Genomic DNA, 18,777 nt, shown 5'->3' on the forward strand with positions numbered 1-18,777 from the left:
GTAGTGAGGGTATGCCCATGCTCCCGAAAATCTCCTTCGACGATATGACACCGCCGGTCGTTCTGGACCGATTAACGGTCCCCGGCGGCGTGGTGGCGGTTGCCCGGGAGGACCTCCTGCCGGGCGGGACCAAACAACGGGCGGTCGGCCCGTACTTGCGCGACGCCATGGACAAGGGCGTCACGGCATTCGTCTACGCCAGTCCGGCCCCGGGATTCGCCCAAGTGGCCCTGGCGCACACCAGTCGGCTGCTGGGCGCGGAATGCGTCCTGTTCTGCGAGGTGCTCGACGGCGATTTCCACGAGTTCTCGCTGCTCGCGCGGTCCTACGGCGCCACCATCCACGCGTGCGACTCCCTCGACCGCGCCGAGGAGGAGGCCAGCGCGTTCAGCCGCCGTGACGACCGCACGGTGAAGCTGCCGCTCGGATTCGGCTCGGAGGCCTACACGGCCCACCTGCGCCGGGCGCTCGCCCGCGAGTGGGCGGACGTGGTCAGGCACCTCGGCGCGGCCCCGCGACGCCTCTGGCTGCCCGTCGGCAGCGCGACGCTGGCGACCGCGTTCCGCCGGGTGCTGCCGGACTCCGTGGAGCTGCACTGCGTCGACGTGCGCGTGCTGGAGCAGGACGACGAGCGGATCAAGCTGCTGGCCGACACCGCCCGCGTCGTGATGTACCGCAGCGAGCACCGGTTCCTGCACGCCGCGCCCGTGCCGCCGCCGATCCCGTCGAACGCCTACTACGACGCCAAGCTCTGGCCGTTGATCGAGGAGCACGCGGTCGACGGCGACCTCTGGTGGAACGTGGCCCGGTGACCTGCCCGCGCCGATACCCGACCTTCGGCGGGCTGACACTTTCGGGTGACACGAGGACCATCACGTGGTGTGACCACCCCTGCTCACACTGTGAGGTGACCCAGTGCGGAGAACCCTGCAACTCCTCGCTGCCGCCTTGCTCGTCGTGCCCCTGTTCGTGGGAACCGCGTCCGCGACGGCCGCTCCACGGCACTTCGAGCAAGTCCAGAAGGTCGGCGAGGACGAGGTCGTCTCGGCCGCCCTCGGCGGCAAGACCCGCTCCACGACCGTCGAACGCCCCGGTTCGTGGTACCTGAAAGCCCACTTCACGGGCCTGCGCCTGGCCGCGGGCGACGTGCTGACGGTGACCGACCGGACCGGCGCGGAGTCGTACCGGTACACGGCCGACGTGACGGCGTCGGGCACGGCCACCGTGGACGAGACGGGCTTCTGGGCGATGTCCGTGACCGGCGACAAGGCCGTGATCAGCCTCAGCGGCCGCGACGGCGGACCGGCGAACCCGGCCAGCCGGGTGACCCTCGACCGGATTACCCGTGGTTACACCGACGCCGAGATGGCGGCGGCCGCGGAGATCGGGCCGCGCAGCATCTGCGGCACGAACGACTACCGGGACGCGGTCTGCTACCAGACCAGCAACCCCACCGAGTTCGGCCGCACGAAGGCGGTGGCCAAGCTGCTGCGCAACGGCGGTTCGCTGTGCACGGCGTGGCGGGTCGGGCCGAACAACCGGATGCTGACCAACAACCACTGCTTCACCAGCGGCGCCGGCATCGAGGTGTGGTTCAACTACCAGTGCCCGACGTGCGGCGGCACGGCCACCGCGCCGGTCACCAAGGTCCTGGTGTCGTCGGTGCTCAAGACGAGCGCGGCGTTGGACTACACGCTGTTCAGCGTCACGAACTTCGCGGCGCTGGCGTCGTTCGGCTACCTGGAGCTGGACGCGCGCGTCCCGGCGGTCGGCGAGGAGATGTACATCGTCGGCCACCCGGCGGGGAAGCTGAAGAAGCTGTCCCTGCGCGACGACCAGAACGGCGGCGGCTACTGCGCCGTCAGCGCGGTCCGGGTGGACGGCAGCGCGTCCCAGTCGGACATCGCCTACCGGTGCGACACCGAAGGCGGCTCGTCCGGTTCGCCGGTGCTGTCGCGGCGGACGCACAAGGTGATCGGCCTGCACCACTACGGCGGCTGCCCGAACCAGGGCGTCCGCATCGACCTGGTCGCGGCGCAGATCAGCACCCTGCTGTGAGCGCTCAGGGCGCCCGTCGCGGCCGCGGCGGGCGTCCCGGGCCCCGTTAACGTCAATTCTTCACCAGTAGCCCGTATGGCTGGTGATTTCCTGCCGACCGGTGTCGACACTGGGCAGTCCTGCAACCGCCTTACCCTGCGGAGGCTGCCATGATCACCCGCCTGCTCGCCGGGGCGTCCGTCGCCACGGTCCTAGCCGCCACACCGCTCCTGTCACCGACCGCCGTCGCCGCCGCGCCGCCGGAGTCCGCCGACCTCACCACCGTGGTCGCCGCGGAGATGCGCGAACGCGGCGCCGCGATCACAGCCGCCGGCCGCACCACCCGGGTGAACGCCACCCGGCAGCACGGCGACTGGGCGTTCGGCACCGCCGTGCTGACCACCGCGCCCGGCGTCGACGAGCACCCGGACGGCTGGCTGTTCGTCGCCCACCGCGTCAAGGGCGCCTGGACGGCAGCCCTCGAAGGCGAGCCCGCCTTCGCCGACCTCACGTCGCGCGCGCCGTTCGTCACCGCCGAGGAACGCACCCTGTTCGCGGAGCAGGACGGCCGGCAGGCAGGCGCCATGAGCGCTGCCGACGGGCGCACCGGCATGGCGCTGCCGTACGCGGTCGGCCAGACCTGGGGCATGCCGGGCGGGCCGCACGGCTGGTCCGGCGCGGCGGCGCCGTGGAGCTCGCTCGACCTGGCCGGCGGCGACCAGCGCGTGCTCGCCACCCGCGCCGGCACCGCGTACACGATGTGCCAGGGCTGGATCAGGGTCATCCACGACCGCGGCTACGCCACCGACTACTACCACCTGTGGAACAGCATCAACGTCAACGGCGCCGGTGTCAGCCAGGGCAGCTTCCTCGGCAACACCGGCACGGACGTCACCTGCGGCGGCGCGGCCTCGGGTCGCCACGTCCACCTCGGGTTGCGGCAGAACAGCGCCTACATCGGCATCGCGAACCACAACCTCGGCAAGTGGGTGTTCCAGGACGGCGGCAGCGCGTACCAGGGCTCGGCGCTGCACGGCAGCGCGCGCGTCTACGCGGGCGGCTCGCTGTACAACTACGGCGCGCTCGGCTTCACGCAGGGCATCGTCGACGCCAACGGCGGCGGGGTCGTCAACAAGCGCACCGGTCCGGGCACCGGCTACGGGCTCGCGGGCAGCGTGGGCGACGGCGCCACCGTCTCCGTGGCCTGCTCCTCCAACGGGACCTCGCACACCGGCCGGTGGGGCGCCACCAGCCTGTGGAACCGGCTGACCGACGGCACCTGGGTCTCCGACGCCTTCATGTGGACCGGCGTGAACGGTCCGATCAACGGCTGGTGCTGATTCCGCTCCGCACGCCCGCCGCGCCGCCCGGTCACCGATCGGGCGGCGCGGCGCGCTCGCGCGCTGTCGACGGGAGACCCACGTGAAGGTCAAGTCCTGGTCCACCTCCCTGGCGGTCGCCGTGGTGGCGTCCGTCGTGAGCCCTACCGCAGACGCCGGCGCGCGACCCGGCCTGCCACTGGTCGACGTGGTCGCGGAGGCGGCACGCGCCCGTGCCGCGGCCGAGCCCGGTCTCGCCGCGGCGACGTGGACCGACACGAAGGTCGACGTCCGCCGGTCCGCGGACGACCGGTGGAGCTTCGGCGCCGTCGTGCTCGTCGCCCCGCGGCAGGAGGACGCGCGACCCCGCGACTGGCTGTTCGTCGCCGAGAAGCGCGACGGCCGGTGGCACGTCGGGCTGGACGGCCACCCGGCGTTCGCCGAGCTGGCGGCGTCCTCGCCCGTCGTGACCGGCGAGGAGAAGGCGGTGTTCGCCGCGCACGGCGGCGCGCCGGCCACGGCGATCGACGGCGACTACCGCACCGGCATGCAGCTGCCCTGGGCCGTCGGCCAGTCCTGGACCATGCTCGGCGGGCCGCACGCGCACGACGCGGGCAGCGGACCGTGGAGCTCGCTCGACCTGGCGGGCGGCGACCAGCGGGTCCTGGCCGCCCGCGCCGGCCTGGCGTACACGACGTGCGTCGGGCTGGTCAGGGTGCTGCACCCGGACGGGTACGCCAGCCGCTACTACCACCTGTGGGACCACGTCCAGGCCGACGGGCTGAGCGTCGCCGCCGGCACGTTCCTCGGCCACACGGGGACCGAGACCGGTTGCGGCGGCGTGGCGCGGGCCCGGCACGTGCACTTCTCGTTGATGCACAACGGCTCGTTCATCGGCATCGCCAACCACATCGTCGGCAAGTGGGTCCTCCGCAACGGTGCCGCGCAGTACGGCGGGTCCGCACTGCACGGCAGCACGCTCGTCAACGTCGGCGGTGCGCTGCACAACTACGGCGCGCTCGGCCGCACCCAGGGGTTGGTCGACGCCAACGGCGGCACGGTCGTGAACCGCCGGTCGGGGCCGGGGTCCGGCTACCCGGTCGTCGGCACGTCGGCCGACGGCGCCACCGTCGACATCCGGTGCTCCGCGAACGGCACCGCGCACACGGGCCGCTGGGGCACGACCTCGCTGTGGAACCGGCTCCCCGACGGCACGTGGATCAGCGACGCCTTCACCTACACCGGGGTCGACGGACCGGTCGGCGCTCCCTGCTGAGGTCGCGGGTCACCAGGTCAGGCCGTGGCCGAAGGGGTAGCGGGAGACACCGGGCCGCGCGGGGTCGGGGATGTCGACCGGCAGGCGCCCGCGCGGCCCGACCTCCCCGTGCAGCACCCTGGCCAGGGCCTCGACGGACACCGGCGCGTACGAGTACGTGGTGAGCCACGTGCCGACCTCCTCGGCGTGACCCGCGTCGTACGGGTCGCGCACGGCGACGGCGACGACCGGCTTCCCGGTGGCGGCGAGGGCCGCGACGAGCCGCCGTTGCTGCGGCTGGTTCGCCACGTCCCACATGCGGTTGGTGAGCACCACGACGAGGTCGTGCGCACCGGCCGCCGCGACGGTCCGGTCGATCACCGCGGCGGTCGGCGTGGCGCCGGTCGGCATCGCCGTCGCCCCCGAGCCACGCCGTCGCATGGCGTCGGCCAGGGTCCGCGTCGTCGTCTCGCCCCAGCCGGTCACCAGCACCTCGCGCGGCGTCCGGTCGAGCGGGAGCAGCCCGGCGTCGTCGCGCAGCGCGGTGACCGTCTCGTCGGCGATCCGGGCCGCCGCCTCGCGGTGCTCCGCGATGCCGATGACCTGCGGCAACGCGTCCACGTCCGCGTACGGGTGGGAGGTGATCGCGCGTTGCAGCTTCATCTTCAGGATGCGCCGCAGGCTCTGGTCGATGCGCTGCTCGGTGAGGTCGCCCCGGCGCACGGCGTCGAGCACGCCCTGGACCGCCGTCGGCAGGTTCCAGGGCATCAGCAGCACGTCCGCGCCGGCCTTCAGCGCCAGCACCGGGATCTCGGCGTCGCTGTGGCGCTGCCGCACGCCCGCCATCGCGAGCGAGTCGGTGACCACCACGCCGTCGAAGCCCAGTTCCTCGCGCAGCAGCCCGGTCAGCACCCGCGGCGACAGGGTCGCGGGCTCCCCGCTGTCGTCCAGCGCCGGCATGACGATGTGCGCGGTCATGATCGAGTCGACCTCGGCCGCGACGGCCGCCCGGAACGGCGGCGCGTCCAGCTCCTCCCACTGCTCCCGGGTGTGCCCGATGACGGGCAGGCTGGTGTGGCTGTCGACGTTGGTGTCGCCGTGGCCGGGGAAGTGCTTGGCGGTGGCCGAGACCGCCTGCCACGGCCGTCCCGATTCGAAGCCCTCCACCTGGGCGGCCACGAGGTCGGACACCAGGGCGGGGTCGGCGCCGAAGGACCGGACGCCGATCACCGGGTTGGCCGGGTTGACGTTCACGTCGGCGATCGGCGCGAAGTTCTGGTTGATCCCGACCGCGCGCAGCTCGCGACCCGTGATCGCGGCGGCGGTGCGGGCCGCCTCCGCCGTGCGGGCCGCGCCGAGCGCCATGCTGCCGGGGAAGTCGGTGGCGGGCGCGCCGAACCGGGTGACGATGCCCTGCTCCTGGTCGGTGGAGACCAGCAGCGGCACCTTCGCGCCGGACGACAGCGCCGCGTCCTGCAGGCCGTTGTTCAGCTCGGCGATCTGCCGGGGGTTGCGCAGGTTGTCGCTCCACGCGAAGTGGATGACCCCGCCGAGGTGGTAGCGGCGGACCACGTCCGCCGGCGTGTCCACCCCGTAGAGCTGCCGGTTGCGCGCGTCCGCGGTGTCGGCCGCCGACCCGTAGACGTAGGTGGTGAACAGCTGGCCGACCTTCTCCTCCAGCGACATCCGGCGGATGGTCTCGCCGATGCCGGGGGTGGTGGCCGGGTCGGCCGCGGTCGGGGCTGTGGCGGGGTGGCTCGTGGTCGGGTCGGCCGTGGCCGGCAGCGGGCCGAGCAGGCCCGCGCCCACCGCCGCGACGAGCAGGGCGACCACCGTGCGGCCTGGCGCCTGACGGATCCTCACGCGAATCGTCTCCATTCCACAGCACACGGGCGGTTGTCGTGCGGAACGTCCTCGCGGGCGGCAAAACCCGATTTCACCGTACGGAACGCGAACGAGCGCACGCCAGGGCCGTTCGGTCACTTCCTGCGGATCGCCGCAGTTGACCGATAGTGACGCGCGCCGTGCCATTTCGCGCGCCGATCCCCGAATCGGGAAATCGAATTCCCTTTCGGGTGGAAGTGGCGCGTGATCAGCCGCGCCCGGCCGTGCAGGTGACGTCCAACCGCGGAGTCGTCGGACCGTTCGCCGTGAATCCGAAGTTGGCCTTGCCGTTCACGGGCAGGTCCGAGTTGTGGTCGGCGCTGCCGACCGTCACCGAATCGCCGGTCACGGTGTAGTCGCCGTTCCAGAGGTTGCTGATCACGTGACCGTCCGGCTGGGGCCAGGTCACCGTCCAGTCGGTGAGCGGCCGGTCGCCGTCGTTGCGCACCGTCACCTCGGCCTGGTAGCCGCCCGGCCAGGAGTTGGTGATCGACAGGGCGGCCTCGCAGGCGGACGCGGACGTCCCGCCGGTCGGCCTCTCCGCGGTCGTCGTGGTGGTGGGGTCCTCGCTGGTGGCAGTGGTGGTCGGGGCCGGTCGGGCGGTGTCGGACGGCTCGTCGCCGGTGAGGGCGACGGTGATCAGGACGGCGGCGGCGAGCAGCACCGCGACGCCCGCCACCAGTCCGATCCGGCGCCACGGGCCGCGGGGCGACGCGGGGAACGCCGAGGTGCCCGCGATCGGGTGGCCGACCGGCTGCGTGTAGTCCATCGGCCTGGTGGTGGTGACCGGCTGGGTGTCGTGGGCCGGCGGGACGCCGTGGGCGCGGCCGGCGCTGTGCGGGTCGGCGTCCGGGTCGGCGTTGTCCGGGTCGGTGTCCGGGCCTGAGCCGGGCAGTGACCGCCCCTCCATGACCGCCCCCAGCAGGGCGTGCAGCTCGACCATCGTCGGGCGTTGCGCCGGGTCGCGCCGCAGGACCCTCAGCAGCACCTCGCCCAGCGGGCCGGGGAACCGCAGCGGCTCCACCTCGGCCTCCGACACGCGCCGGAGCAGGGCGTACGGGTTGTCGGTCGCCCCGAACGGCGGGTGCCCTTCGAGCGCCGCGTAGAGCGTCGCGCCCAGGGAGTACACGTCGGAGGCGAACACCGCCTCCTCCCCCGCCGCCACCTCGGGCGCGAGGAACGCGGGCGTCCCGACGAGCGTGCGCGCGTCCGTCACCGTGCCCTCGCCGATCGCGCGGGCGATGCCGAAGTCGGCGATCTTCGCCGTGCCGTCGTCGGCCAGGAGGATGTTGAACGTCGTCACGTCCCGGTGCACGATCCCCGCCGCGTGCGCCGCCGCGAGCGCGGACGCCACCTGCCAGCCGACACCCGCGACCAGCTCCTCGGGCAACGGCCCGCGCTCGTCCACCAGCTGGGCCAGCGTCCGCGACGACAGGTACTCCATGACCAGGCAGGGCTTGCCGTGGTGCTCGACGACGTCGTGCACGGTGACCGCGTGCGGGTGGCGCAGCCGGGCGGCGATCCGCCCCTCGCGCACGATCCGCTCCACCGCGTCCGGCGAGTCGCCCGCGCCCAGGAACTTGACCGCGACGGTCCGCCCCAGCCGCTCGTCCCGCGCGCGCCAGACGACCCCGGCCGCTCCACGCCCGATCAGCGCCACGAGCCGGTACCGCCCGGCGATGACCTCGTCCCGTTCCGACACGTCCAGACGCTACTTGGCCGGCCGTCCGCAAGGCCACCTCCACCCGGCTGCCGCATGCGGGGGTGTCGACCCGGTGTCGACGGGGCCGGACAGGCGGTCGAGCCTCAGGTAAGCGCTTTCCAACCGGCCGGTGCTCGTCGCCACTACGGGTTGCCTTGGGTCACACCCGACGGCTAGCGTGCGTGGAAAGCGCTTTCCAAGGAGGCGGAGTGACCGCGCAGACCCTCGGCGTCGTGATGAACGGCGTGACCGGACGGATGGGATACCGGCAGCACCTGGTGCGTTCGGTGCTGGCGATCAACGAGCAGGGCGGCGTGCCGCTCTCCGACGGGTCGCGGGTGCGGTTGGAACCGCTGCTCGTCGGCCGCGACGGGGCCAAGCTCGCCGCGCTCGCCGAGCGCCACGGCATCGCCCGGTGGACCACCGACCTCGACGCGGCCCTGGCCGACGACGACTTCCCGCTGTACTTCGACGCCCAGCTCACCTCCGTGCGGGAGAAGTCGATCGTGCGGGCGATCGACGCCGGCCGGCACGTCTACACCGAGAAGCCGGTCGCCGAGTCCCTGTCGGGCGCGCTCGACCTGGCCCGCCGCGCGGCGGAGGCCGGCGTGAAGAACGGCCTGGTGCACGACAAGCTGTACCTGCCCGGCCTGCGCAAGCTCGCGCGGCTGCTGGAGAGCGGGTTCTTCGGCCGGGTGCTGAGCGTGCGCGGCGAGTTCGGGTACTGGGTGTTCGAGGGCGACTGGCAGCCCGCGCAGCGGCCGAGCTGGAACTACCGCGCCGAGGACGGCGGCGGCATCGTCGTCGACATGTTCTGCCACTGGAACTACGTGCTGGAGAACCTGTTCGGCGCGGTGACCGCGGTGACCGCCAAGGCCGTCACGCACATCCCGAACCGGGTGGACGAGCAGGGCGCCGGGTACGACGCCACGGCCGACGACGCCGCCTACGCGATCTTCGAGCTGGAAGGCGGCGTCATCGCGCAGCTCAACTCCTCGTGGTGCGTGCGGGTGCACCGCGACGAGCTGGTGGAGTTCCAAGTGGACGGCACGCTGGGCAGCGCGGTGGCGGGCCTGCACAGCTGCGTGGTCCAGCCGCGCGAGGCCACGCCGCGTCCGGTGTGGAACCCGGACCTGGCCGAGGCGCAGCCGTTCCGCGCGCAGTGGCAGGAGGTGCCGGACAACGAGGTCTTCGACAACGGCTTCAAGGCGCAGTGGGAGCAGTTCGTCCGGCACGTGGTCGAGGACGCGCCGCACCCGTACGACTTCCTGGCGGGCGCGCGGGGCATCCGGCTCGCCGAGGCGGGGTTGGAGTCGTCGCGGGAAGGGCGTCGGGTCGAGCTGGGCGACCTCGGCGCGTGAGCGTCGGGCTGACCGGGGACGGCGGGCCGACGTGCGCGTCCTGATCGCTCCCGACTCGTTCAAGGGCACCATCGGGGCGGCGGAGGCGGCGGAGCGCCTGGCCGACGGCTGGCGCGCCGTGCGTCCGGACGACGACGTGCGACGCCTGGGGTTGGCGGACGGCGGCGAGGGCACGGCGGCCGTGCTGGCGGCGAGCGACCCCGGCGCCGTGACGCTGTCCGCACGCGTGCCCGACCCGGTCGGCCGGGTGCGGGACGCGCGGTGGGTGCTGCTGGGCGACGGCACGGCCGTCGTCGAGCTCGCCGAGGCGTCCGGCCTCCCGCTGCTGGAGGAACCGGACCCGCTCGGCGCGCACACCGCCGGGTTCGGGGCGTTGGTGCGCGCCGCGCTGGCGCACCCCGGCACCCGGCGGATCGCGGCGACGCTCGGCGGCTCGGCCACCACGGACGGCGGCAGCGGCGCGCTCGTGGCGCTCGGAGCCGTGTTCCGCGACGACGCCGGTGTGCCGCTGCCGCTCGGTGGCGGCGCGCTGACCGCGCTGGCCGAAGCCGACCTGACCGGGCTCGCGGCCCCACCGCCCGGCGGGGTCGTGTGCCTGACGGACGTCGACACGCCGTTGCTCGGGCCGACGGGCGCGGCGCACCGGTTCGGCCCGCAGAAGGGCGCCGACCCGGCCGCCGTCGCCGTGCTGGAGGCGGGCCTGACCCGGTTCGCCGACGTGCTCGGCGGCGACCGCGGCGCGCCGGGCGCGGGAGCCGCGGGCGGCACGGCGTTCGGCCTGGCCACGACCTGGGGCGCCCGCCTGGCGGCCGGTTCCCGGTTCGTCGCCGACCTCGCCGGGCTGCCCGCCCAGCTCGCGTGGGCCGACCTGCTGATCACCGGCGAGGGCCGGCTGGACGAGCAGAGCTGGACCGGCAAGGTGGTCGGGCACGCGGTCGCCGAGGCGGTGCGCGCCGGCACGGCGGTGGCCCTGGCCGTCGGCGCCCGCGCCACCACGCCACCCGACCACGTCGCGGCCTGCGTCTCGCTCACCGACCTGGCCGGCGACGGCGCGCTCGCGATGCGCGAACCCGCCAGGTGGCTCACCGAGGCGGGCCGCGCGCTGGCCCGCGACCTACCGGGCCGGTAGCGCCCCCGCGGCACGGCGACGTGCCGCCACGGCGTCCTCCACGTCCAGCTCCAGCAAGTGGTGGTTGAGCGCGATGGCCGCCTTCGACGCCGCGCCCGCCGCCGAGATCAGCTGCGCCGGCGAGTCCACGACGTTGCCCGCCGCCCACACGCCGGGCACGCTCGTGCGGCCCGTCGGGTCGGTGACGACCCAGCCGTTGTCGCCCGTCTCGCACCCGAGAGCGGTCAGCAGGCCGTCCGCGGGTGTGAAGCGCGGGCCGACGAACACCGCCGACCTGGGCACGACCCGGCCATCCGCCAGCTCCACGCCCCGCACCCGGTCGTCCCGCACCACGATCCGCGCCACGTCCCCGTCGACGACCTCGACGCCGCGGGCGGCGAACCGCTCGCGCTCGGCGTCGTCGAGGGTGATCCGGTGGGGGAAGAACACCACGTCGTCGGACCACTGCCGCACCAACGCCGCCTGGTGCACGGTGAACGGCCGGTTCTCCCCGCCCACCACGGCGATCGGCGTGTCGCGCACCTCGTGCCCGTGGCAGTACGGGCAGTGCAGCACGTCCACGCCCCACCGCTCGCGGACACCGGGGAGGTCGGGCAGCTCGTCGCGCAACCCGGTCGCGACCAGCACCGCGCGTGTCACCAGGTCCGGCCCGTCCTCCAGTCGCACGACGAACCCATGCCCGCCGTCCCGGTCGACGCCCGCCACCCGGTCCGGCGCCACCACTCCCCCGTACCGGGTCACCTCGTCCCGGCCCACGTCCAGCAGCCCGCCGGGCGCCATCCCGTCGCGCGACAGGAAGCCGTGCAGGTGCCTGGCCGGCGCGTTGCGCGGTTCGCCCGCGTCGACCACGACGACCTTCCGCCGCGCCCGCGCCAGCACCAAGGCGGCGCTCAGCCCGGCCGCGCCCCCGCCGACCACCACGACGTCGTGCTCCATTGCGGTCCCCCTCGCATTTCCGCCCCTTCCGGCGGGCACGCCGAAGACACCCACACGTCCGGATGCCGCCCCCGCCGGTGAACCCGGGCACTCGTCCGGGATCGTGGGTACCGTTGGAACCTAGCAGATTGTTTACTGGTTAACAAAGGCGGTGGCGGCATGGCCGCGCTCTCCCTCCGGGCACGCACCCGTGAGCTGTGGGACGAACACAACCCGGGCCTGGACACGTCGCCGATGGAGGTCGTGGCGCTGGTCAAGCGGATCACCGCGCTGCTGGAGCTGGCGGTCGAGCCGATCTACGACGGCGCGGAGCTGACCGCCGCCGAGGTGAGCCTCCTCGTCCCGCTCCGGCACGTCGAGGAGGACGTGACCGCCATCCGCCTCGCGGAACGGCTCAACATGTCGCGTGCGGGGGTCAGCAAGACGTTGGCCAAGCTGGAACGACGGGGCCTGATCGCCCGCGTCCCCGACCCGGCCGACCGGCGCGCCGCCCTGATCACCATGACCGACACCGGCAAGGCCGCGATCGACGACCTGTTCCCCCGGGAACTCGAAGCCCACGGCAGGCTCCTCGCCGGCCTGGGCCCCGACCGCGCCGCCGTCGTGAGCGCCCTGACGCTGCTGGCCGACACGATGGAGGCCGCGCTCGACGCGTGAACACCGACGTCCCGGTCCGGCTGATCAGCCGGACCGGGACGTCGCGCGCCGGGTCGGTCGACCCTGGCGCGGCCCGCACCCCCGGGATCGTGGTCGGGAGACCCCCAGGACTCCCGAAGTCCGCCCTAGCCGTGGGCGGCGCGTTGGCGGGTCCGCGGGCGTTGCGGACCGTCGGTGAGTGATCGCACGACGGGGTCGTGCCGGTGGCGCTTGGCGGACAGCAGGGCCGCGTCGGCGCGGAGCAGGAGGCCGCGCAGGTCCGGCTCCGGGTCGGTGAGCGCGAGCCCGACCGACGCCGACAACCCGCCGACCTCGACCACCTCGCCGGTCACCGCGGTCACCGGCACGACGAGCCGGCCGATCTCCCGCGTCACGTGGCGGGCGATGCGGGACGCTTCCGCGCCGTCCGCCGGAGCCAGCAGCACGACGAACTCGTCGCCGCCGTACCGCCCGACGACGTCACCGCGCCGTGCCGCCGCACGCAGGACGTCGGCCACGGCCGCGAGCACCGCGTCACCGGCCAGGTGCCCGTGCTCGTCGTTGATGGTCTTGAAGCGGTCGAGGTCGACGAGCAGCAACGCGCACTGCCGGTCCTCGCGCTCCGCCCACGCCAGCGCGTCGTCCGCGTCGGCCTGCCACGCGCCCCAGACGAGCAGCCCCGTGTGGCCGTCGAGCGTCCACCTGCTCTCCAGCGGCGCGCCGCACGCCAGGCAGCACCGCGTCGAACCGGCCGCGCGGCGGGGCCTGCGGGCCAGCCGCCGGCGCAGGCGTGCGAGAACCCCACGCCGTCCCGCGTCGCGGATCACGTCGTGGTTCTTCTCGTGGTGTCCCGCCATGTCCGTCCCCGGTCACGTCGATCGGGCAGGCCGGAACGACCTGCTGATCACGGTGCGCGGGGATCGGCCCGAGGGCGACAGAACCGACCCAACCCACTGTCGTGGGGGCAGCACAAGGCTATTGACCGGGATGCCGGGAGTCAACGAACGCGGTGCACCGGAAGCGATCGCGTGAACACCATTGGTTACCGATGGGTTCACGTGCCACCGCCCGGCCTGCCGCCGTGCGGACGTCCGTGGAGCGGGAACGCGGCCGCGCGGCCGGCCCCCTACTGGGACCGGCCCTGATCAGGCCGGCGCCGGTCAGTCGACGCCGATCAGGCCGGCGCCGGTCAGTCGACGCCGATCAGGCCGGCGCCGGTCAGTCGGTTCGGGTCGCGGGGTTCGAGAGGGTGACCAGCGCGGCGGTGGTGTGCTGGTCCAGCAGCATCAGGTTCGCGACGACGTGGACCGGCATCCAGTCGCCGGTGGTCGACCGCAGCCGCAGCACGCTCTCGACCCGGCCGCTCGTCGCCAGGCCCTGGGACAGCTCCTTCGCGACGGCGAGGTCGTCGGGGTGCAGACCGGGCGGGCGCTCGACGTCCAGCTCCCAGGCGACGCCGGGCATCGGGTCGTCCAGCCACCGCAACAGGGTCAGGTTGCGCAGGTTCACCACCGCCCGGTGCTTGCCCGGCTCGCGCGCCGCCGCCAGCACCTGCTGCGCCAGGACCACCGGCCGCGGCGGCGGAGCGCTCGGCGTCGCCTCCGCAGGACCGATGTCGTGCGTGATGCCCCGTAAGACGACCTCCCTGCGACCCTCCGCGGTGATCTCCTCCACGGCCCGGCACGCGAAGTTCGCGGCGCGCAACTCGCCGTCGTCGCGCCGCACGGTCCACGTCGCCTGGTGCTCGGACCCCGGCTTCGACCGCACGATCGTCGCCAGGGCCGCGGACTCGTCGGCGTTGGTGACCAACCGGCCGAACGCCTCCGCGGTGGCCCGCTGCGTGCGCCGGTCCTCCGGGGCCACGCCGTACAGGTCGAGCAGGTCGTCCGAGCCGCCGATCTTGTCGGTGGTCAGGTTGAAGTACCAGGCGCCGGCGGGATCGCGCGGCGGCGGCTGCTCGTCGAGGCCGCCGAGCCACGCGTACACGCCGTGCACCCGCCCCGCGAACGTCACCAGCGGCAGGCCGATCATCCGACGTCGCCCGTCCGCCGACGTGGTCTCCGTCGGCTGTTCCGACGCCACCACCCGCGCCACGAGCGCGCGCACGTCGTCGAGGTACCGGCCGCGGCCGAGCACGGACTTCAACGGCACCATGCCCTTCGGACTGCTGCCCACGCCGATCACCGTCGGCTCCTCGTGGCCTTCCCCGCCGAACGTCTCGATCAGCAGCCATCTTTCGGCCACCGCAACCACCCCCGTGCCGTCGTCGCCCACCCCAGCGCTGAACGGATCGGGTGAACCCTATCGCCGCAACAACCCCGCGCGCAGGAGACGGGGCAAGAGGTTCTGGTACGAACTGCCGACGAGCCGCGCCAGCCACGAGACGAGCCGCGCGTCCGGCCCCACCAACACCTGCGCGCGGCGGCGTTCGGCGCCGTGGAGGATCACCTCCGCCGCCGCGCCGGCGTCGGTCCGGGCGATCCTGCGGTCGAACGCCTCGGCGACCGCCGCCGGGTCCTCGCTCGGCGCGTACCGGCCGCGTCGCATGATCGGCGTCCGCACGCCTCCCGGCACCGCGCACGTCACCGCGACCGGGTGCCCGTCCGCGGCCAACTCCTGGCGCAACGCCGCCGTGAACGCCCGCACCGCGGCCTTCGACGCGCTGTACGCGCTGTAGTAGGGCATCGCGGCGAGGCCGAACGCGCTGGACACCGTCACCAGCCGGCCGTCGCCGGACGCGACGAGGTGCGGCAGGAACGCCTTCGCCGTCCACACCACGCCGCGCACGTTGACGTCGAACACGTGCTCGACGTCGACGAGGTCCGAGTCGAGCAGCGCGCCGACGTGGATGACCCCGGCCACCGCGAACACCGCGTCGACCCGCCCGTACTCCGCCAGCACCGCCGCCGGGTACTCCGCCACGGCGCGCCGATCGGTCACGTCCACCACGTCCGTGCGGACGCGGGCGCCCAACTGCCGGCACCGGCGCCCGGTCTCGGCGACGGCGTCCGCGTCGAGGTCGGCCAACGCCACCCGCGCGCCCCGTGCCGCCAGGGCCAGCGCCAGGGCCCGCCCGATCCCCGACCCCGCGCCCGTGACCACGGCGACCCGCCCGACGTTCGCGCTCACTCCGCACCTCCCGCTCGTCCGGGGCACGTTCCACAGTGGATTCCCCCGGCACGCACTCTGCCGCACCCGCGCCGGCCGCCGCAGCGGCACGCCACGACCGGTGGCCGCGACTACGGACCCCCGACCCGCCGAACGGCGCCGGAGTTCCCCGTTCCCAGCGGGCGGCGAGCGGGTCGGCCGGTAAGGTCGTCGTCGTCACCGCGTCCAAATGGTGGACGCGCCATCCACATGAGGAGACACGTGACGACCGTCCTCGTTCCCGGCTCGAAGTCCGTGACGGCGCGTGCACTCTTCCTCAGCGCGTGCGCCGACGGGACCAGCTCGCTGCGCGACCCGCTGCGCTCGGACGACACCGAGGCGTTCCGGGAGGGTCTGTCCGCGCTCGGGTACGCCACCGAGGTGTCCGACCGGACGTGGGCGGTCACCGGCCGGCCCGCGGGACCGCCGCTGGAGGGCGCGGAGGTGTACTGCCGGGACGCCGGCACCGCCGCCCGGTTCCTGCCCGCCCTCGTGGCGACGGGACACGGCCGCTACCGCGTCGACGCGTCCGCGCAGATGCGCCGCCGCCCGATGGGACCGCTGGGCACGGCGCTGCGCACGCTCGGCGTGGACCTCGTGCACGAGGACGCCGACGGCCACCTGCCGGTCGTGGTCAACGCGCGCGGCGTGAAGGGCGGGCGCATCGAGCTGGACGCGACCGTGTCGTCCCAGTTCCTCACCGCGCTGCTGCTCATGGCGCCGCTGACCCGCGACGGCCTGGAGATCGTGGTCACCGGGATGGTGTCGCGGCCGTACGTCGACATGACCGTGCGGATGATGGCCGACTTCGGCGTCGAGGTCGTGCGCGACGGCGACGTCTTCCGCGTCGCGCCGCAGACCTACACCGCTCGCGACTACCAGGTCGAGCCCGACGCCTCGACGGCGAGCTACTTCTTCGCCGCCGCCGCGCTCACCGGCCGGACCGTCACGGTGCCGGGGCTCGGGCTCGGCGCGCTGCAAGGCGACGTCGAGTTCGTGCGCGTGCTGGAGCGGATGGGCGCGGACGTGCGGTTCGGCGCGACGGACATCACCGTCACCGGCACCGGCGAGCTGCGGGGCGTCGAGGTGAACATGCGGGACATCTCCGACACCATGCCGACGCTGGCGGCCATCGCGCCGTTCGCCGACGGGCCGGTGCGGATCGTGGACGTCGGCAACACCCGGGTCAAGGAGTGCGACCGGCTGGACGCGTGCGCGACCAACCTGCGCCGCCTGGGCGTCGACGCGGTGACCGGGCCGGACTGGATCGAGATCCGACCGGGCGTCCCCCGGCCCGCGCTCGTCGACTGCCACGCCGACCACCGGATCGCGATGAGCTTCGCCGTGACCGGGCTGCGCACGCCGGGGCTGGAGCTGGACGACCCCGGTTGCGTGCGCAAGACGTTCCCGGAGTTCCACGAGGCGCTGGCCGACCTGGTCGCCCGCTGGGACCGGCTCGGTTAGCCGACGTCCATCCCGCCGTCACCGCCCTCGCCGTCGGGCGTCGACTCGTCCGGCTCGGTGTTGGACGAGCCCGCCTGTTCGTCGGCGAACGTCGGCTTCGTGTGCTCGTCGGCGAAGTCGGGTTCCTCCTCCATGGCCGCCGCGGTGACGGGGTCGATCTCCGGTGTGCTCACGTCTGCCGTCCTTCCCGGGGCCGGAGTGCGTCAAGTCCGCGGGATACCCCGCCGCCGCTCGGGTGACACCACGGGGAACCACCGGGACGCCGACCCGTGCAGCCGGTTGGCGACCTCACCGGCAAGGCCCGGTTCGTGGGCGGGGCGTGCGGCCTGTGCGCCACCGACTGGGACGTGACGCGGAAGAACCCGGCCTGACCGGGCGGGGCGCCGCCGTGCCGTCGTCGGCGGACGCGGCGGCACCCCGTCGCACGGCTCAGGCCGGGCTCTCCGCCTTGCCGCCCTTGATCATCAGCGAGCCCGCCACGGCGACCACCGAGATGATCGCCGCGAGCAGGATCGACGAGTGCATACCGCCCATGTCGGCGCTCGCGGTGGGCTGGCCGGACGCCGCCAGTTCGGCGGCGCGGGCGCTCATCACGCTCACCAGCAGGGCCACGCCCGCGGCGGCGGCCAGCTGCTGGGTCGTGCCGAAGATCGCGCTGCCGTGGGAGTACAGCCTGGCCGGCAGTGCGCCGAGGCCCGCCGAGAACAGCGGGGTGAAGGTGAACGCCAGGCCCAGGCTCAGGGTCAGGTGGAACACCAGCACCAGGGCGGCCGGGGTGGAGCCGTCGAAGCTCGTCGCGAACCACAGGGACGCGCTGGTCGCCGTCGTGCCCACGATCAGCAGCAGGCGCGGGCCCACCCGGTCGTAGAGGCGGCCGACGAACGGCGACAGCAGGCCCATCAGCAGACCGCCGGGCAGGAGCAGCAGACCGGTGGCGAGCGGGTCGAGCAGGAGCACGTTCTGGGTGTAGATCGGCAGGATCGTCACCACGCCGAGCAGCAGGCCCATCGTGATCATCATCAGGGCGCTGCTCAGCGTGAACGTGCGGGACGCGAACGTCCGCAGGTCCAGCAGGGCGCGTTCGTGGCGCTGGAGCGCGACCTGGCGCAGCACGAACGCCGTGATGCCGAGCACACCCACCGCGAGCGACGCCCACAGCGTGGCCGTCGACCCCGCGCCGCCGCCGTGCCCGATGTTCGACAGGCCGTAGACCAGGCCGCCGAACCCGAACACCGACAGCACGACCGACAGCACGTCGATCGGCGCGCTGCTCGACTCGCCGATGCGCGTCACCCAGCGCAGGCCCAGGACCAGCGTCGTCACCGAGATCGGCAGCACCACCCAGAACATGGCGCGCCAGCCGTACTGGTCGAGGACCAGGCCGGACACCGCCGGGCCGATGGCGGGCGCGACGGAGATGACGATCGAGATGTTGCCCATCACCGCGCCGCGGCGGGCGACCGGCACGAGCGTCATGACGGTCGTCATCAGCAGCGGCAGCATGATCGCGGTGCCGCACGCCTGCACCACGCGTGCCGCGAGCAGCACGGTGAAGCCGGGCGCGAGCGCGGCGAGCAGCGTGCCGGCGCTGAACAGGCTCATCGCGATGCCGTACAGCACCCGTGTCGGCACGCGCTGGATGAGGTAGCCGGTGACCGGGATGACCACCGACATGGTCAGCAGGAAGCCCGCCGTGAGCCACTGCCCCACGGCCGCCGTCACGTTCAGCTCGGTCAGCAGGACCGGGAGCGCGACGCCCATGATGGTCTCGTTCAGGATGACCACGAACGTGGCCACGAGCAGCACTCCGATGACCGCGCGGTCGCTGCGGCTCAGTGCGGGCGGCGGCGCCACGGCGTCGGTCACACCTGCGGAAGTCATGCGAAATCCCCCAGAAGGAAAGAACG

General features: G+C 73.7%; 16 protein-coding genes. 8 read left to right on the forward strand and 8 right to left on the reverse strand.

All coding sequences use genetic code 11. The features are described from left to right. Positions 1 to 89: 89 nt before the first annotated feature. The 4 genes from ACRAKH_RS20985 to ACRAKH_RS21000 all read left to right on the forward strand — a co-directional run bounded on the left by ACRAKH_RS20985 (position 90) and on the right by ACRAKH_RS21000 (position 4,632). The gene (locus ACRAKH_RS20985; protein ID WP_380726756.1) at positions 90 to 812 is read left to right on the forward strand and encodes a hypothetical protein; all 723 of its coding nucleotides are present in this window, start codon (positions 90 to 92) and stop codon (positions 810 to 812) included. 103 nt (positions 813 to 915) lie between these two features. Further along, entirely contained in the window at positions 916 to 2,058 is a 1,143-nt protein-coding gene (locus tag ACRAKH_RS20990; RefSeq protein ID WP_380726758.1) for a trypsin-like serine peptidase, read from the forward strand. Positions 2,059 to 2,207: 149 nt separating this feature from the next. Further along, positions 2,208 to 3,377, forward strand: coding sequence for a hypothetical protein (locus ACRAKH_RS20995; protein WP_380726760.1), 1,170 nt, complete (start codon positions 2,208 to 2,210; stop codon positions 3,375 to 3,377). Positions 3,378 to 3,459: 82 nt separating this feature from the next. After that, a complete protein-coding gene (locus ACRAKH_RS21000; protein WP_380726762.1) occupies positions 3,460 to 4,632 on the forward strand; it encodes a peptidoglycan DD-metalloendopeptidase family protein in 1,173 nt (390 codons plus the stop codon). A 9-nt stretch (positions 4,633 to 4,641) separates the two neighbouring features. On the opposite strand, the gene ACRAKH_RS21005 is transcribed toward ACRAKH_RS21000, so the two are convergent. Further along, positions 4,642 to 6,489: a glycoside hydrolase family 3 protein gene (locus tag ACRAKH_RS21005; RefSeq protein ID WP_380726764.1), complete on the reverse strand. Its 1,848-nt coding sequence runs from the start codon at positions 6,487 to 6,489 to the stop codon at positions 4,642 to 4,644. Positions 6,490 to 6,703: 214 nt separating this feature from the next. Continuing rightward, positions 6,704 to 8,197 carry a protein kinase domain-containing protein gene (locus ACRAKH_RS21010; protein ID WP_380726766.1) on the reverse strand — a complete coding sequence of 498 codons (1,494 nt, stop codon included), beginning with the start codon at positions 8,195 to 8,197 and terminating at the stop codon, positions 6,704 to 6,706. Between the two features lie 209 nt (positions 8,198 to 8,406). Here ACRAKH_RS21010 and ACRAKH_RS21015 point away from each other — a divergent pair, with 209 nt between their 5' ends. Next, positions 8,407 to 9,558: a Gfo/Idh/MocA family protein gene (locus ACRAKH_RS21015; RefSeq protein ID WP_380726768.1), complete on the forward strand. Its 1,152-nt coding sequence runs from the start codon at positions 8,407 to 8,409 to the stop codon at positions 9,556 to 9,558. 31 nt (positions 9,559 to 9,589) lie between these two features. Further along, positions 9,590 to 10,687: a glycerate kinase gene (locus ACRAKH_RS21020; RefSeq protein WP_447009205.1), complete on the forward strand. Its 1,098-nt coding sequence runs from the start codon at positions 9,590 to 9,592 to the stop codon at positions 10,685 to 10,687. Here ACRAKH_RS21020 and ACRAKH_RS21025 read toward each other — a convergent pair. Continuing rightward, a complete protein-coding gene (locus tag ACRAKH_RS21025; RefSeq protein ID WP_380727834.1) occupies positions 10,673 to 11,623 on the reverse strand; it encodes an NAD(P)/FAD-dependent oxidoreductase in 951 nt (316 codons plus the stop codon). The two genes, ACRAKH_RS21020 and ACRAKH_RS21025, sit on opposite strands and share 15 nt — an antisense overlap. A gap of 159 nt (positions 11,624 to 11,782) precedes the next feature. Between ACRAKH_RS21025 and ACRAKH_RS21030 the strand changes: the two genes are divergently transcribed. Then, positions 11,783 to 12,280 carry a MarR family winged helix-turn-helix transcriptional regulator gene (locus tag ACRAKH_RS21030; RefSeq protein WP_380727832.1) on the forward strand — a complete coding sequence of 166 codons (498 nt, stop codon included), beginning with the start codon at positions 11,783 to 11,785 and terminating at the stop codon, positions 12,278 to 12,280. Between the two features lie 125 nt (positions 12,281 to 12,405). On the opposite strand, the gene ACRAKH_RS21035 is transcribed toward ACRAKH_RS21030, so the two are convergent. The 3 genes from ACRAKH_RS21035 to ACRAKH_RS21045 all read right to left on the reverse strand — a co-directional run bounded on the left by ACRAKH_RS21035 (position 12,406) and on the right by ACRAKH_RS21045 (position 15,388). Then, complete coding sequence (locus ACRAKH_RS21035) at positions 12,406 to 13,116, reverse strand: GGDEF domain-containing protein (RefSeq protein WP_380727830.1); 711 nt, start codon at positions 13,114 to 13,116, stop codon at positions 12,406 to 12,408. A gap of 361 nt (positions 13,117 to 13,477) precedes the next feature. After that, complete coding sequence (locus ACRAKH_RS21040; protein ID WP_380727828.1) at positions 13,478 to 14,503, reverse strand: GAF domain-containing protein; 1,026 nt, start codon at positions 14,501 to 14,503, stop codon at positions 13,478 to 13,480. Positions 14,504 to 14,560: 57 nt separating this feature from the next. Continuing rightward, on the reverse strand, positions 14,561 to 15,388 hold the full coding sequence (locus ACRAKH_RS21045) for an SDR family NAD(P)-dependent oxidoreductase (RefSeq protein WP_380727826.1): 828 nt from the start codon (positions 15,386 to 15,388) through the stop codon (positions 14,561 to 14,563). A 240-nt stretch (positions 15,389 to 15,628) separates the two neighbouring features. Between ACRAKH_RS21045 and aroA the strand changes: the two genes are divergently transcribed. Next, complete coding sequence (gene aroA / locus ACRAKH_RS21050) at positions 15,629 to 16,870, forward strand: 3-phosphoshikimate 1-carboxyvinyltransferase (protein WP_380727824.1); 1,242 nt, start codon at positions 15,629 to 15,631, stop codon at positions 16,868 to 16,870. On the opposite strand, the gene ACRAKH_RS21055 is transcribed toward aroA, so the two are convergent. Together ACRAKH_RS21055 and ACRAKH_RS21060 are read right to left on the reverse strand one after the other, a co-directional pair. After that, complete coding sequence (locus ACRAKH_RS21055; protein ID WP_380727822.1) at positions 16,867 to 17,043, reverse strand: hypothetical protein; 177 nt, start codon at positions 17,041 to 17,043, stop codon at positions 16,867 to 16,869. The two genes, aroA and ACRAKH_RS21055, sit on opposite strands and share 4 nt — an antisense overlap. A 256-nt stretch (positions 17,044 to 17,299) precedes the next feature. Beyond that, complete coding sequence (locus tag ACRAKH_RS21060) at positions 17,300 to 18,751, reverse strand: DHA2 family efflux MFS transporter permease subunit (protein WP_380727820.1); 1,452 nt, start codon at positions 18,749 to 18,751, stop codon at positions 17,300 to 17,302. Positions 18,752 to 18,777 lie beyond the last annotated feature (26 nt).

The organism is Saccharothrix hoggarensis, assembly GCF_052936025.1.